At 62.7% G+C, this 15737-nt stretch carries 13 protein-coding genes and 1 pseudogene; 9 read left to right on the forward strand and 5 right to left on the reverse strand.

Going from position 1 to position 15737, the window contains the following annotated elements:
* Nucleotides 1–5 precede the first annotated feature (5 nt).
* A complete protein-coding gene (locus tag AC0L3N_RS01490; protein ID WP_077376998.1) occupies nt 6–479 on the reverse strand; it encodes a VOC family protein in 474 nt (157 codons plus the stop codon).
* 253 nt (nt 480–732) lie between these two features.
* Here AC0L3N_RS01490 and ilvD point away from each other — a divergent pair, with 253 nt between their 5' ends.
* The 4 genes from ilvD (at nt 733) to AC0L3N_RS01510 (ending at nt 5533) form a co-directional block, all read left to right on the forward strand.
* Entirely contained in the window at nt 733–2577 is a 1845-nt protein-coding gene (gene ilvD, locus AC0L3N_RS01495) for a dihydroxy-acid dehydratase (RefSeq protein ID WP_473545050.1), read from the forward strand.
* A gap of 235 nt (nt 2578–2812) precedes the next feature.
* Nucleotides 2813–4105: an amidohydrolase family protein gene (locus tag AC0L3N_RS01500; protein ID WP_473545052.1), complete on the forward strand. Its 1293-nt coding sequence runs from the start codon at nt 2813–2815 to the stop codon at nt 4103–4105.
* Nucleotides 4106–4217: 112 nt separating this feature from the next.
* Nucleotides 4218–4472, forward strand: a complete 255-nt coding sequence (locus AC0L3N_RS01505) for a hypothetical protein (protein WP_123146435.1) — start codon at nt 4218–4220, stop codon at nt 4470–4472.
* Between the two features lie 140 nt (nt 4473–4612).
* Nucleotides 4613–5533, forward strand: a complete 921-nt coding sequence (locus AC0L3N_RS01510) for a DMT family transporter (protein ID WP_123146436.1) — start codon at nt 4613–4615, stop codon at nt 5531–5533.
* Between the two features lie 40 nt (nt 5534–5573).
* Here AC0L3N_RS01510 and AC0L3N_RS01515 read toward each other — a convergent pair whose 3' ends face one another.
* On the reverse strand, nt 5574–6476 hold the full coding sequence (locus AC0L3N_RS01515; protein ID WP_473545283.1) for a phosphotransferase: 903 nt from the start codon (nt 6474–6476) through the stop codon (nt 5574–5576).
* A gap of 158 nt (nt 6477–6634) precedes the next feature.
* Between AC0L3N_RS01515 and AC0L3N_RS01520 the strand changes: the two genes are divergently transcribed.
* Nucleotides 6635–7267, forward strand: a complete 633-nt coding sequence (locus AC0L3N_RS01520) for a class I SAM-dependent DNA methyltransferase (RefSeq protein WP_123147377.1) — start codon at nt 6635–6637, stop codon at nt 7265–7267.
* Between the two features lie 263 nt (nt 7268–7530).
* On the opposite strand, the gene AC0L3N_RS01525 is transcribed toward AC0L3N_RS01520, so the two are convergent.
* Nucleotides 7531–8526 (reverse strand): class I SAM-dependent methyltransferase, encoded by a 996-nt coding sequence (locus tag AC0L3N_RS01525; protein WP_473545055.1) that lies wholly within the window; start codon nt 8524–8526, stop codon nt 7531–7533.
* A gap of 156 nt (nt 8527–8682) precedes the next feature.
* Here AC0L3N_RS01525 and AC0L3N_RS01530 point away from each other — a divergent pair.
* Nucleotides 8683–8816, forward strand: a pseudogene (locus AC0L3N_RS01530) (class I SAM-dependent DNA methyltransferase); the annotation flags it as partial.
* 1 nt (nt 8817) lies between these two features.
* Here the strand turns inward: AC0L3N_RS01530 and AC0L3N_RS01535 are convergent.
* Nucleotides 8818–11271, reverse strand: a complete 2454-nt coding sequence (locus AC0L3N_RS01535) for a GcvT family protein (protein ID WP_473545056.1) — start codon at nt 11269–11271, stop codon at nt 8818–8820.
* Nucleotides 11268–12152 (reverse strand): phosphotransferase, encoded by an 885-nt coding sequence (locus AC0L3N_RS01540; RefSeq protein WP_473545058.1) that lies wholly within the window; start codon nt 12150–12152, stop codon nt 11268–11270. The genes AC0L3N_RS01535 and AC0L3N_RS01540 overlap by 4 nt, the downstream gene beginning before the upstream one ends.
* 426 nt (nt 12153–12578) lie before the next feature.
* Here AC0L3N_RS01540 and AC0L3N_RS01545 point away from each other — a divergent pair, with 426 nt between their 5' ends.
* The 3 genes from AC0L3N_RS01545 to AC0L3N_RS01555 all read left to right on the forward strand — a co-directional run bounded on the left by AC0L3N_RS01545 (nt 12579) and on the right by AC0L3N_RS01555 (nt 15681).
* Complete coding sequence (locus AC0L3N_RS01545; RefSeq protein WP_473545060.1) at nt 12579–13352, forward strand: DeoR/GlpR family DNA-binding transcription regulator; 774 nt, start codon at nt 12579–12581, stop codon at nt 13350–13352.
* 65 nt (nt 13353–13417) lie between these two features.
* Nucleotides 13418–14344 (forward strand): LysR family transcriptional regulator, encoded by a 927-nt coding sequence (locus AC0L3N_RS01550; RefSeq protein ID WP_473545062.1) that lies wholly within the window; start codon nt 13418–13420, stop codon nt 14342–14344.
* Between the two features lie 182 nt (nt 14345–14526).
* On the forward strand, nt 14527–15681 hold the full coding sequence (locus AC0L3N_RS01555; protein ID WP_473545064.1) for an ABC transporter substrate-binding protein: 1155 nt from the start codon (nt 14527–14529) through the stop codon (nt 15679–15681).
* Nucleotides 15682–15737 lie beyond the last annotated feature (56 nt).

The raw sequence follows: 15737 nt of genomic DNA on the forward strand, positions 1-15737 counted from the left end.
CTCACTCACCCCCTGGCTGCCTCTTCGATCTTGGCGATGTCGATCTTGGTCATCTGCATCATCGCCTGCATGACACGGCCGGCCTTTTCCGTGTCGGGGTCCTGCAGCAGCCTCGGCAATTGCTCCGGCACGACCTGCCAGGAGACGCCGAATTTGTCCTTCAGCCAGCTGCACTGGCTGGGCTCGCCACCGCCCTCGATAAGCCTGTCCCAGAAATAGTCGACCTCCTCCTGCGTCTTGCAGTCAATGGACAGCGAGACTGCCTCGGTGAACTTGAATTGCGGCCCGCCGTTGAGCGCCTGGAACTGCACGCCGTCGAGCTCGAAATAGGTCACCAGCACCTTGCCCTCATTATCGCCGCTGCCCTTGGGCCAGCGCATCACGCTCAGCACCTTCGAGTTCTTGAAGATGGAGATGTAGTGGTTCATGGCCTCCTCGGCTTGGTCGTCGAACCACAGGCAGGGGGTGATCTTTTGCATTTGCTTGCTCCTCGGGCTGTCTTCGGTTGCTATCACGGTGAAACGGCTGGCTCCGAGAATGCTGCCATCCTCTTGCCGTTTGCCCAAGGACGGCTGCTCGGCACGCAATCCGACAGTGGCATCGAAATTTTCGAAAGAATCTGGCGCGGCGCAAAATTGTGGCCAGACCAGGCGTCGGCGTCTATAACGCCTGCGGTTGAATTCAGCGCCGCCGCGCTCCCATCGAGCGTCGCCGGCCAGTCAAGGAAAATTCATGCCTGCCTATCGCTCCCGCACCACCACCCATGGCCGCAACATGGCCGGCGCCCGCGGCCTGTGGCGCGCCACCGGCATGAAGGATTCCGATTTCGGCAAGCCGATCATCGCCGTAGTCAATTCCTTCACCCAGTTCGTTCCGGGCCATGTCCATTTGAAGGACCTCGGCCAGTTGATCGCCCGCGAGATCGAGAAGGCCGGCGGCGTGGCCAAGGAGTTCAACACCATCGCTGTCGACGACGGCATCGCCATGGGCCATGACGGCATGCTCTATTCGCTGCCGTCGCGCGAGCTGATCGCCGACTCGGTCGAGTACATGGTCAATGCCCACTGCGCCGACGCCATGGTCTGCATCTCCAATTGCGACAAGATCACGCCGGGCATGCTGATGGCGTCGCTGCGCCTCAACATCCCGACAGTCTTCGTCTCCGGCGGGCCGATGGAAGCCGGCAAAGTGGTGCTCGCCGGCAAGACGCAGGCGCTCGATCTGGTCGACGCCATGGTCGCTGCCGCTGACGACAAGATCTCCGACGAGGACGTCAAGACCATCGAGCGCTCGGCTTGCCCGACCTGCGGCTCCTGCTCGGGCATGTTCACCGCCAATTCGATGAACTGCCTGACCGAGGCGCTTGGCCTTTCGCTGCCCGGCAACGGTTCGACGCTGGCGACGCATGCCGACCGCAAGCGGCTGTTCGTGGAGGCCGGCCATCTGATCGTCGATCTCGCCCAGCGCTACTACGAGCAGGACGACGACACGGCGCTGCCGCGCAGCATCGCCTCGAAGGGCGCCTTCGAGAATGCGATGACGCTCGACATCGCCATGGGCGGCTCGACCAACACCGTGCTGCACATCCTGGCTGCCGCGCATGAGGGCGAGGTCGATTTCACCATGGAGGACATCGACCGGCTGTCGCGGCGCGTTCCGGTGCTGTGCAAGGTTGCGCCGGCCAAGGCCGACGTCCATATGGAGGACGTCCACCGCGCCGGCGGCATCATGGCGATCCTCGGTCAGCTCGACAACGCCGGACTGATCAACCGCGACCTGCCGACCGTGCACACCGCAAGTCTCGGCGAAGCGCTCGACCATTGGGATATCTCGCGCACTTCAAGCCAGAACGTTCGCGATTTCTTCCTTGCGGCACCAGGCGGCGTGCCGACGCAAGTCGCCTTCAGCCAGGACCGGCGCTGGGACGATCTCGACACGAACCGCGAAACCGGCGTTATCCGCTCGGTGGAGCATCCCTTTTCCAGGGACGGCGGCCTTGCCGTGCTCAAGGGCAATCTGGCACTGGACGGCTGCATCGTAAAAACCGCGGGCGTCGATGAATCGATCTTGAAATTCACCGGCCCGGCCAGGGTGTTCGAAAGCCAGGACGCCAGCGTCAAGGCGATCCTGTCCAACGAGATCAAGGCCGGCGATGTCGTCGTCATCCGCTACGAAGGGCCGCGCGGCGGCCCCGGCATGCAGGAAATGCTCTACCCGACCAGCTATTTGAAATCGAAGGGCCTCGGCAAAGCCTGCGCGCTGGTCACCGACGGTCGCTTTTCCGGCGGCACTTCGGGCCTGTCGATCGGCCATGCCTCTCCCGAGGCGGCGGAAGGCGGGCTGATCGGGCTGGTGCATGAGGGCGACACGATCGAGATCGATATCCCGAACCGCACCATCCGGCTTGCCGTCGATGATGCCGAACTGGCCAACCGCCGCGCAGCGATGGAGGCCAAGGGAGCTGCCGCCTGGAAGCCACAGGAAAAGCGCAAGCGCAAGGTGACGATGGCCTTGCGCGCCTATGCGTCACTGGCGACCAGTGCTGCCAAGGGTGCAGTAAGGTACGTGCCGGAATAGGTTCGCTTTTCCTTCTCCCCTTGTGGGAGAAGGTGGATCGGCGCGTAGCGCCAAGACGGTTGAGGGGTGCTGGACGGAGTGCTGCCGGTGGCAAGCTGGAGCACCCCTCATCCGGCCGCGGAGCCTGTCCTCGGGCTTGCCGGAGGCAAGACCCGTGGGCGGCCACCTTCTCCCACAGGGGGAGAAGGGAGAGCCGCGGCTGAAGGTTCCGGCTTTTTGAACGAGGTGGCTTTAGATGGATTTTGACCTTATCGTCCGCGGCGGCACGCTGCCCGACGGCAGGATCGCCGATATCGGCATCATCGGCGAGACGATCGCGGCCATCGAGCCGGAGCTGAACGTTAGCGCGGGCACGGCGATCGACGCCCATGGCAATCTGATCTCGCCGCCTTTCGTCGATCCGCATTTTCACATGGACGCCACGCTCTCCCTGGGCATCCCGCGCATCAACACGTCGGGCACGCTTCTGGAAGGCATTTCGCTGTGGGGCGAGCTGAAGCCGCTGTTGACGCACGAAGCGGTGCGCGAGCGCGCGCTCGCCTATTGCGACTGGGCTGTCACAATGGGCCTGCTCGCCATCCGCACCCATGTCGATGTCTGCGATACCAGGTTGCTGGCGGTCGAAGCCCTGCTCGATGTGAAGAAGACGGTCGCGCCCTATATCGACCTGCAACTGGTCGCCTTCCCGCAGGATGGGTTTTATCGCTCGCCGACGGCGCGCGATAACACCATCCGGGCGCTCGACATGGGTGTAGACATCGTCGGCGGCATTCCGCATTTCGAGCGCACCATGGCCGACGGAACGCGTTCGGTGACGGAACTGTGCGAAATCGCGGCAAAGCGCGGCCTCATGGTCGACCTGCATTGCGACGAGACCGATGATCCTCTGTCGCGCCATATCGAACAACTGGCCTATGAGACGCAACGTCTCGGCCTGCAGGGCAGGGTCGCCGGCTCGCATCTCACTTCGATGCACTCGATGGACAATTACTATGTCTCGAAGCTGTTGCCGCTGATCGCCGAGGCAGGCGTCTCGGCGATCCCCAATCCACTGATCAACATCATGCTGCAGGGCCGCCACGATACATTCCCCAAACGCCGCGGCCTGACGCGGGTCAAGGAAATGCTTGCCCACGGCATCCGCGTCGGTTGGGGTCAGGATTGCGTGCTTGACCCCTGGTATTCGCTGGGCACCGCCGACATGCTCGACGTCGCCTTCATGGGCCTTCACGTCGCCCAGATGTCGAGCCCGGCCGACATGGCACGCTGCTTCGACATGGTCACCAACGTCAACGCTGCCATCATGGGCCTCGACCATCTCGGCCTGGCGGTCGGCAAGCGCGCCAGTCTCGTCGTCCTCGATGCCGGCGATCCGGTCGAGGCCTTGCGTCTGCGTCCCGAGCGCCTCTGCGTCATCGCCAGGGGCAAGGTGGTGGCCGAGCGGGCCAGGCAGGAAACGCGGCTTTCGATCGCTGGGCGGCCGGGAACAGTGAACCGCAGACATCGCCTGCCACTTCATGACCAATAATTGGCAAGCACAATAGGACGTTGGACCTGCATCAGGCCGCGCGTCGATCAGATTGATAGGTCCTGACCGCAAGTCTACAATCAATCTCTAGTTTTATGTCGAGGAGGCCACCATGTGGTACAAGACGGCGACGGTGGTCGCGTTGGCGGCGACCTGTGCAGGCTGCATGACGGCCGAAGACCGTCGTGCCGCGGACGAGGCGAAATGCCGGTCCTACGGCTTCGTCAGAAAAAATGATGCCTTCGCCGAATGTCTGCAGCGCATCGACCTGGCGCGCCGCGCTGAGCTGAGAAGTGCGTCGGTTTTCGATCCCTGGGACCGGCCGGTGATCTATCGTCCGGTCATCATTCGGCCACGGCCAAAGTAAGCCGTTCCGATCTTCCGTACAGGCCCAGCCGATTTCCGGCCCCTGGTCTGGCCGGCTTCCCGTTTTCCGCTCGTCAAAGCGGCTGCTTGCGTCTACGACGCTGCTTACCGAGTTTGCATGCGGGAGGAAGCGACATCGGCATGGCACAGCCACCAGCCCAGAATTCGACGATCAGGAACGTGCTTTTGGCCGGCATTCTGCTGATGCTGGCCGGCGATTTCCTGTTTGCGTTGAACGATGCGATGGGCAAATGGCTGGTCACCAGCTTTTCCGTCGGCCAGGTCGTGCTGATCCGTTCCATGGGCGCCTTTTTCGTGCTCGGCCCGATGGTCGCGCGTCAAGGTGCGGCCAAACTGTTCCGCATGGAGCGCCTGGAACTGCAGGTCTTGCGCGTCGTCATGACCACCCTCGACACGGCGCTGTTCTATGCCGCCGTCGTCTACCTGCCGCTCGCCGACGTCATGAGCTTCTACATGGCCGGACCGATCTACGTGGCGGCGCTGTCCCACCTGTTGCTCGGCGAAAAGGTCGGCTGGCGTCGCTGGATGGCGATCCTGGTCGGCTTTTGCGGCGTGCTGATCATGCTCAAACCGTCCTCGGCCGCGTTTTCGCTGTCATCGACCTTCGCGCTGGCCGGCAGCATTTCATTCGCCTTCGCCATTATCCTCAACCGGCGGTTGCGTGGCACCAGCGACACCTCGTTGGTCACCTGGCAAACCATCGGCACATTGCTGGTCGGCGGGTTTCTCACCATCGGCAACTGGCAGACGCCGTCCTCGCTCGATTTCGGCGCCATGCTGCTTCTTGGCATCGTCTCCTGCGGCGCGCATCTGATGATCACCAGGGCGCTCAAGCTGGCGCCCGCCTCGACGCTGGCGCCGCTGCATTACAGCCTGCTGCTGTGGGCCGTCATCTTCGGGCTGGCCTTCTTCGGCGACATGCCCGGCCCGCGCATCCTGATCGGCTCGGGCATCATCGTGCTGGCCGGCCTGTTCATCTTCCATCGCCAGAAAGTGGTTGACACGGTGCCGCCCGAAAACGTGCCGAAAGGCGTCAACTAGAGTCCAGATTTCTGGTACCTTTAAAGTTCAGATTTTTGTGCTAACCTGCGCGCACCGCCGCCAGATGCCTTGTGAAGTCGGCCGTCTCCATTAGCGTCCTGCAGCGTGAAAAGCGACCGTCGGCATAGGCGCGGAAATCGTCGACCGGATTGCTGTTGGCAAGCTGGATCAGCCCCCACAGCGTCCACAAGAGATCGCACATCGCCTTGTAGATGACGATGCGGCCGCGCGCCGCCGGTGTCGGCTCGCCACCGAAATAAGCGCCCATCATCTCTTCCTCCTGCGCCGTATCAAACTGTCCTTCGACGCTGAGGTCGCCGAGATCCCAGAGCGGATCGTTCATGCCGGAATATTCCCAGTCGACGATCCACATCCTGTCGCCCGTATCGAGGAAGTTTTCGCACAGCGGATCGCAGTGGCAGGCGACGAGAGGCAGGGGATGCGCGGCAAGCGCCGAGCGCACGGTTTCCGCCTCGCGTACGACGTCGTGGTAGCCGGCGGGCAGGGCGACGTCCTTGGTCGACAACACCTTCAGATAATCGTCGATCATCGCAAAAAGCTCGAAGCGGAAGGGAAACACCGCGCCGGATGTATGCAGCCTGCGGAAGGCCTTGCCGGCGCGCGCCGGACTACCCGGCCGGGTCTTGAACTTTTCCGGCGACATCGTCTCGGCGCCGACGACGAAACGCGTCACCATCACGCCTGTCTCGCCGTCGACATGCAGCAGCTCGGGGCTGACGCCGGCCTTGGCGGCTTCCCGCGCCGCCACCGCCTCGTTGGCGCGATTGATATACTCCTCGGTGCCTTTGCCGGGAATCCGCAGGCAGACATCTCCAGCCCTGAAGACGAGGTTGGTGAGGCCGCCAAGCCGCTCCAAGGGTCCCTCGTAACCGGCCAGCCCCGGAATGGCTGCAAGCGCCGCACGTGCTTCCTCGTCCACCATCGCTTCCGCCCTCTTTGCGTCTTTATTTGTGGCCACGACGGTTCCACAAATTTCGCCGTTTGGCTATCATCGGCGGCATGCGATTCACTCCAGCGCCGCACGGTCCTGTCGGACGCGGAAGGACGCTGCTGCACTTTGATTTTGCGGACGGGACTGCGATGGCGGACAGGAAAAATGAAGGCGCGCTCGCCGCGGCCTATGCAGCGAAGCGGCCTGAAGAAGTGGCGGCGCTCTACGACCGCTGGTCCGACACCTACGACGCCGACATGTCGGCGGCCGGTTATCGCCATCCGACCATCTGCCTCGCCCTGCTTGCCCGCCACTTGCCGCTCGGCGCGGCACCGCTCCTCGATGCCGGTGCCGGCACCGGGCTCATCGGCGAGTGGCTGAAGATCGCGGGCTATCCGCAGGTCGAGGCACTCGACATCTCGGCGGGCATGCTGGCCAAAGCGGAGCGTAAGGGTGTCTATTCGGCGCTTCACTGCCTGGCGCTCGGCGGCCCGCTGCCTTTCGCCGATAATGCCTATGCCGGGATCATATCGGCCGGCGTCTTCACCTCGGGCCATGTCGGTGCCGAGGGGCTCGACGAACTGATCCGCATTTGCCGGCCGGGCGGGATAATCGTGCTGACGGTCAAGAACACGCTGTGGGACGCCGGTTTTGCCGCGCGGATCGCCGACCTCGAGGCGAAGGGCGTCGTCACACGTGCCGAGGAGACGTCGCCCTATGTCTCCATGCCGGGCGAGGCGGACACCGTGCCCAGCCGCGGCCTCGTTCTGCGCGTGAACTGATCATTCTTCCATTCCCCTCGTTAAGGTTCCCGTGCGCTCGATGTCACCAAAAGTGATACTGCTGGCGAAGCCAATTTGGCCGCGGCTAGACAATTGACAGCCCGAGTTTACAAGCAACATGTTGCCCCCGAACTGGGCTTATTTCCGACTTCGCCAGCAGTATCAAAAGTGCCCAAGAGCCGACCTCCTTTACGCCTCCGGGGAAGTCAGGCGGCTTGCAGCCGTCGGTGAAGGTGCGTCAACGCCGCCGTCTGTCCGACATTTCATTGGATTATCCTCCTCAGCACTGCCTTCACAGGGCCGGGCAGGAACCTGCTCAATCGCGACCGCAGACCTCTCGACCTTCTGCGCGACACTCCGGGAATGCACGGGAGCTGCTCGATATACTCTGGCCTTTCGGGGCGATCGATCTCAGGCGATGCGTCCGTAATGGGCGAGGAGAGCAGTGGCTGACTCCGCCCTTTGATAGCAACCAGGGTGATGCGATCCCTCCAGACGACATGCCTGTCCCCTTCTGCAGCCAGCGGCCAGTTGGGATTATGATACTCGTAGGGGTTCAAGCACTCGTAGACGGACGTGAAGCCCACGTGTCGGAGTAGGTTGCAGAGCGATGCACGCGTGAAGAGGAAGGCCTTCGGGTTGTCGAGCGAGTTCCAGAGCTCTGCCAGCTTCTCCTCGGAGGTCGCATCAGTATCGTGTTCCTTGCCATACCTGCCCCAGTAGGTCTTCCCCTTCCAAGTGTACGACGCTTCGTCGCTGAGGCTGATATGGCTATCGATTATTGATATCTTTCCGCAAACCTTCGAGATTCTCTCCACGAAGTCCATGACATCCGGAGCATCCAAGTGATAAAGGATCCCCAAACATAGAACAACATCGAAACGACCATGGCGCTCCTCGTCGAGGTTGCGCACGTCATTTAGGGCGAGTTCGAGGTTGTCCAGGGAGAGTACCTCCTTAGCGAAGTGCACCTTCTCAAGGTTCGCCTCCCGACCCTCGATGGCGAGCACGTCGGCCCCATGGAGCGCGAACTCGATCCCGTATTGCCCCTCGAGACACGCCAGGTCCAGAACGCGAAGCTTCTCCAACGGCTTCCCCGCAAGATCTGCAGCGATCTGCACGAAGCGCCTCAATCGGGCGTCCCAGTGCGGCTCATCGAACGTGTCAATTTGATCGGCCAGATGGATGGAACCTGCCGTCCAGGGGCCGAACCTTTCGATAATCTTCTGCTTTTTCTCCTTGATTTCGTTTATTTGCATATTGTGCCCTCGTCATAGAAAAACAGTCTCGAACGTGTAGACTCCAGGGGAAACGCTAGACAAGTTTCAGGAAAAGTGAATAGGATGTTATCCTCAGTAACCCTAGAGCGGTTCTCGATCTGACGTACGGACTCAAGCTCAGTGCTTATAGGCGCCGGCTTTTCCGCACGGATCGCCACTTCGAGGCGAAGCGCGTCGTCACGCGTGCCGAGGAGACGTCGCCCTATGTCTCCATGCCGGGCGAGGCGGACACCGTGCCGAGCCGCGGCCTCGTTCTGCGCGTGAGCTGATCTAGGCTCTGATTCTTGCTCCCGCCGGGTCGTAAAGCGGCTCGAGATGGATTTTTGCCGGCGTCCGCTCCATCGCCACCACCAGCTCGTAGTCGCCGCAGGCGAGGAAATCGTCGCTGACGCCGTCGGCGTTGCGCACATAGCCGTAGCCGATGTTCTTGCCGACCGTGTAGCCATAGCCGCCGCTGGTCAGGTAGCCGACCGGCTCGCTGTTGCGCAGGATCGTTTCGCGCCCGAGCAGCACGATCTCGCAATCATCGACCGTGAAGCCGGCAAAGCGTTTTTTCAAGGCCGCGCCGCCGATCTCTTCCAGCGCCCGCCGCCCGAGAAAATCTGTATTCTTCCGAAGCTTCACCGCCCAGCCGAGGCCGGCCTCCTGCGGCGTGTCGTTGGGCGTGATGTCGGAGCCCCAAGCGCGGTAGCCTTTTTCCAGCCGCAGCGATTCCAGCGCCCGGTAGCCGACCGGGCGGATGCTGTGCTCCTCGCCCGCCGCCATCAGCGCGTCGAAGATTTCGCCCGCAGCCGCGATCGGCACATGCAGCTCCCAGCCGAGCTCGCCGACATAGGTGACGCGCAGCGCCCGAACTGTGTGGCCGGCGATGGAGATTTCCCGCACATGTCCGAACGGGAAAGCGGTGTTCGACACGTCCGCACCGGTCACCGCAGCCAGCACGTCGCGGGCGCGCGGCCCCATCAGCGACAGCGTGCCGAAATCCTCGGTGACATCGGTGAGCGTCACGTCGAGCTCCTTGCCGACATGGTCGCCGATCCACGAGAAGTCATGCGTCCTAAAACCGGTGCCGGTGACGACGTAGAATCGTTCTTCGCCGAGCCGAGCCACGGTCAGATCGGCCTCGATACCGCCGCGCGTGTTGAGAAGCTGCGTGTAGGTCAGCCGGCCGACCGGCTTGGCGACATCGTTGGCGCAGATCCAGTCAAGCGCCTTCAGCGCGTCGGCGCCGCTCAGTTCGAATTTGGCGAAGGACGACTGGTCGAAGATACCGACGTTCTCACGAACGTGCCGGTGCTCGTCGCCGACCGGAGCGAACCAGCTCTGCCGGCCCATCGAATAGATGTCCTTCGGCTCGACGCCTTCCGGCGCAAACCAGTTCGGCCGCTCCCAACCGAGTTTGGAGCCGAACACGGCGCGCTGCTTTTGCAGCCGTTCATAGAGCGGTGACACGATCCGTGGCCGGCCCGTGACATACTCCTCATTCGGGAAGCCGATCGTATAGTGCTTGCCATAGGCTTCCAGCGTGCGGTCGCGGACCCATGGCCGGTCGCGGTGCAGGTCGGAAAAGCGTCTGATATCGACCACCCACAGATCGAGTGGCGCCTCGCCGTCGACCGCCCACTGCGCCAGCACCCAGCCGGCACCGCCGCCCGCCGCGATGCCGAAGGCGTTGAAGCCGGCGCCGACGAACATGTTGGCGCATTCGGGTGCCACGCCGAGAATGAAATTGCCGTCCGGCGTGAAACTCTCCGGCCCGTTGATCATCTGCTTGACGCCGACGGTTTCGAGCGCCGGAACCCGCGCGATCGCCTGGTTCATATGCTGCTCGAAATGATCGTAATCGTCGTCGAACAGCCGGAACTCCCACTCATCAGGGACATCACCGCCGGGAAGATCGGTCGTCCAGGCTTGCGGGTTCGGCTCATAGCCGCCCATCACCAGCCCGCCGACCTCCTCCTTGAAATAGATGCGCCGGTCGGGGTCGCGGATCGTCGGCGCATCGGTCCCCAACCCGTCTATTCTTTCGGTGATGATGTACTGGTGCTTGACCGGCTGCAGCGGCACATTGATGCCGGCTAGGGTGCCCACCTGGCGCGCCCATTGCCCGGCACAGTTCACCACCTTGTCGCAGGCGATATCGCCCTTGTTGGTCTTCACCGCGGTGATGCGGCCATCCTGCATGTCGAAGCCGGTGACGCGGATATCCTCGAACAGCCTGGCACCGTGCATGCGAGTGCCTTTGGCCAGCGACTGCGTGATGTCCGAAGGGCTTGCCTGGCCGTCGGTCGGCAGCCAACTGGCGCCAACGAGATCGCCGGTTTCCAGCAGCGGCCACATTGCCTTGACCTCGGCCGGTGACAGCAACTGCATATCCATGCCGAAGCTTTTCGCCGTCGTCGCCAGCCTCTTGTACTCGATCCAGCGGTCGGCATTGGTGGCGAGCCTGAGGCACCCGGTCATCTTCCAGCCGGTGGCCAGCCCGGTTTCGGCTTCCAGCCCCTTGTAGAGATCGACCGAATATTTGAGCACGCGGGTGATAGAGGCCGACGAGCGCAACTGCCCGACCAGCCCCGCCGCATGCCAGGTGGAGCCCGAAGTCAGCTTGCCCTGTTCCAAAAGTACGACATCGGCCTTGTGGTCACGCGCCAGATGATAGGCCGTTGAACAGCCGATGATGCCGCCGCCGATGACGACGATCTCGGCGTGGGCGGGCAATGTCATGATCTCTGTCCGTATTTCGTTCTGTAGTTTTCCAGCGCGGCATCGAGCCGCTTCAGGTTTTCGTCGGTATAGGCGACGTAGTCGATGCCGGGCGCGTCGAGATAAAGTTCGGAAACCATGCTCCACATCGCCTCGCGCAGCAGCGATGCGCATTGCATGGCCGCATGTGAGCGGCGGATCGCCTCATCCGGCTCCTTCATGAAATAGGCGGTCAGGAAGGCGAATGACTCCTCGTCGTTCATGCTGGCGTTCGAGGCGACACCGGCAAGGTCGAACATCGCCGTGTTGAAGCCGGCATACTCAAAATCGATCAGCCACAGCCTGTGGCCGTCGTCGAGGATATTAGCCGGCAAAAGGTCATTGTGACCGAAGACGATCGGCAGCAGTTTTTGCGCCCGTTCGAGTTCGTCCGCAAGCGTCAGCAGCCGCGGCAACTCGCTTCGCATGCGGCTGCCGGCTTCCTCCAGCGTGCGCGCATAGTCGCGGATGACATGGAACACCCAGAACATGAAGCCGGCGCCGGAGACATGATTCGGCATCTCGCGATGGAAGCCGCGCATCAGGGCGGCGACGCGGCCGATATTAGCGCGTACGTCTTCCGCGACATAGGTCTTGGCGCCGAGAAATTCCGTCACCAAAATGCCGGGCTCGGAATAATGGACCGCTGGCGCGAAGCCGGCGGCGTGCGCCGCGCGCGCGGTCATCACTTCGCGCTCGCGAAAGACGTGGTGGAACGGAAAGTCCTGGCCGAAGCGGACCACATGCCGCCCGGCGGCGTCCTGGACCAGATAGTTGGCGTTGCTCAGGCCGCCCGGCAGCGGCGCGATCTCGATGCTGCCGGTCCAGCAGGGCAGGGCGCGGATGCGGTCCTCTGCGGTCACAGGTTCATCCCTCGTTGCGCAGGGGTCAAGGTGCCGCGGGCGACACAATGATGGCGGCCGGCAGGAGGGAGCAATGCGAAGATCTCGTCGGTGCGGGATCCCGGGATCGGTATCCCGCACCGCACCGACGAGCCCCTGTGCCGGGTTCTTCGACTCCGGCATCCGCCCCCGCGGATTCGAAAAATTCCCTTTCCCTTGCGCCAGACGACTTTCCAGCCGTTCGGGCAGGCGAATCTTGGTGCGGCTCTGCCATCGTTCTCCCGTGGCAGTTCCGAGCCTGTCACCAAGCCAGTGTCACGCCATGTGATCTGGCTTGTCAACGAAAACTTGTGGCTTTTTGCCCGAAACCACAAGGATTTCTTGTAAGCTGTGGCCGATTTGCCTTAGAAGCGGTCAGTAGCGCAACAAACCGATTGGGTGAGACCGATGCACTCGAAGCGGCATGGCGAAATCCTGCGTCTCTTGCAGGAAGAGGGCACCGTCACCATCGCCAGTCTGGCCGACCGGCTGGGCGTCTCGCTGGAGACCGTGCGCCGCGACGTCAAGCCGCTGACCAGTGACGGTTCGATCCTGAAGATGCATGGCGCAGTCGGCCTGCCGTCGATGGCCGGCGAGGCGCCGTTCGAGCGGCGCATGCGCGAGAATGCCGATGCCAAGCGCGCCATCGCCCGCATGGTTGCCGCGACCATCCGCGACGGCGAATCGATCATGCTCGACACCGGCACCACCACCTCTTTCCTGGCCCGCGAGCTGCTCGGCCACCGGCGGTTGACGGTGGTTACCAATTCCTCCGACATCGCCCGCACGCTGGCCACCGTCAACGGCAACAAGGTCTACATGGCCGGTGGCGAATTGCGCAGCGATTCGGGCGCCGCCTTCGGCGTCTCGGCGATCGAATTCGTCAGCCGCTTTTCCGTTAGCCATGCGGTGATCTCCACCGGCGCGGTCGATGCCGTCACCGGCGTCATGGACTATGATCTGGAAGAGGCGGAATTCGCCCGCATGGTGCTGTCGCGCGGCCAGCGCTCGCTTGTCGTCACCGACCACACCAAGTTCGGCCGCCAAGGCCTGGTCCAGGTCTGCGGCTTCGACGGTTTTTCCGAACTTGCCACCGACCGTTCGCCGCCGCGCGCCATCGCCGCCGCCCTAGCCCAGGCGGGCGCACGGCTCAGCATTGTCGGCGACGAAAGCGGGATCTGATCTGACCAGAGCAGTAAAGCGGTGGGCGGCTTTTCTTCCTTACCGTCCCGGTGTTTAGTCCGGTCATGGCCTTCACAATCCGTCAATTGCAGTTCTTCATCGCCGTCGCCGAGCAAGGCACGGTGTCTGGCGCCGCCCAGAACCTGTCCATCTCGCAATCGTCGGTCACCGAGGCGATCAAGGAGCTCGAAGGCGATCTCGGCGTCGAACTGTTCGAACGCCATCCGCGCGGCCTCAACATCACCCATAAAGGTCATCAGTTCCTGCGCCACGCGACAAAGATCCTTGCCGACGTTTCCGATGCGCGCCGCGCCTTCTTCGGCGAGCAATCGGCGGCGGGCGGCCGGCTGCAGCTCGGTGTCACCTCGCTGGTCGCCGGCTATGTGCTGTCCGACCTTCTCGCCCGCTATCGTCGCGCCTATCCGGGCGTCGAGATCTCGGCCATCGAGGACAATGGCGATTACCTCGAACATCTCCTGATCGGTGGCAAGCTCGACATCGCCGTTATGGTCACCTCGAACCTGCGCGACCGGACCGCCTTGCAGTCCGAAATTCTCGAAGTCTCGGCCTACCGGCTATGGCTGCCGCTCGGCCACCCGCTGGCCGGCGCCGACATCATCGGCATTGGCGACATCGCCTCGGAGCCGCTGATCATGCTGACCGTCGACGAGATCGAAGAGAATACCGGAAAACTGCTGGCGGCGATCGGCGCCAAGCCGCATGTCGCCTTCCGCACCCGCTCTGTCGAAGCGGTGCGCAGCCTCGTCGCCACCGGCGCCGGTGTGGCGTTGCTGCCCGACCTCGTCTACCGGCCATGGTCGCTCGAAGGCGACCGCATCGAATCGCGCGATATTTCGGGCTCCTTGCCGGTGGTCCAGGTCGGCATGGTCTGGCGGCGCGGCTCCGGCCTGCCGCAGGCCGTACGCGACTTCATCGGGCTTGCCCAGTCCCAGCGCATGGTCCGTCAGCGGCCGGAGAAGATTGGACGTTAATCTATCGGAAAAACCGATATCGCCTTTCTGATAAATGAATTTGCGAAACCGGAAATTTCACAGCACCTTCATGATCGGGACCAAGCCGCCACGACAGTGCGGCGCCCCTTAGAGTCGCGCATGTTCCTTTCCGAAAACCGGAACCGTTTTTCGGGGTCATCCGCCACAATGGGAGATCGACGATGAATTCATTCCTGAAGTCATGCACTGCATTGACGGTCGCGCTGACCTTCTCCGGCCAGGCGGTCGCTCAGGTGACGGAACTCGGCAAGGGCGAAGGCCAGGTCAACATCGTCGCCTGGCCCGGCTACATCGAGCGCGGCGAAACCGACAAGGGCTACGACTGGGTCACGTCCTTCGAGAAGGACACAGGCTGCAAGGTCAACATCAAGACCGCCAACACATCCGACGAGATGGTCGCGCTGATGAACGAGGGCGGCTTCGACCTCGTTACCGCCTCGGGCGACGCTTCGCTGCGCCTCGTCGCCGGCAAGCGGGTCCAGCCGATCAACACCGGTCTCATCCCGAGCTGGAACACGGTCGACGACCGGCTGAAGGATGCGCCGTGGTTCACTGTTGGCGGCGTCCACTACGGCGTCCCCTACCAGTGGGGACCGAATGTGCTGTTGTACAACACCGAGGTGTTCAAGGAAGCGCCGAAGAGCTGGAACGTGGTCTTCGAGGAGATGACCTTGCCCGACGGCAAGTCGAATAAAGGCCGCGTCCAAGCTTATGACGGACCGATCCACATCGCCGATGCGGCCAACTATCTGATGTTTCACAAGCCGGAGCTTGGTATCAAGGATCCCTACGAGCTGACCGAGGATCAGTACAAGGCCGCTCTCGATCTCTTGCGCGTCCAGCGCACGCTGGTCGGACGCTACTGGCATGACGCCGCCATCCAGGTCGACGATTTCCAGAACGAAGGCGTCATTGCTTCCGGTTCATGGCCCTACCAGGTCAACACGCTGGCTGCCGCCAAGAAGCCGGTCGCTTCGACCGTTCCCCAGGAAGGCGTCACCGGCTGGGCCGACACCACCATGCTGGCGGCCGAGGCGGCCAACCCGAACTGCGCCTATATGTGGCTGGAGCATTCGCTGTCGCCGAAAGTGCAGGGCGATGTCTCCGCCTGGTTCGGCTCGCTGCCGGTGGTGCCGGCTGCCTGCAAGGGCAACGAACTGCTCGGTGACGAAGGCTGCAAGACCAACGGCTACGACAATTTCGAAAAGATCAAGTTCTGGAAGACGCCGGTGTCGAAGTGCGCCACCCAGAACGATCAGTGCGTGCCTTACTATCGCTGGGTGTCGGACTATATCGGCGTCATTGGCGGACGGTGAGTTCCCTTACCCTCCCCCTTGTGGGGAGGGGCGACGCGCAGCGTCGGGGTGGGGGT

Source organism: Mesorhizobium sp. WSM4807, assembly GCF_055811615.1.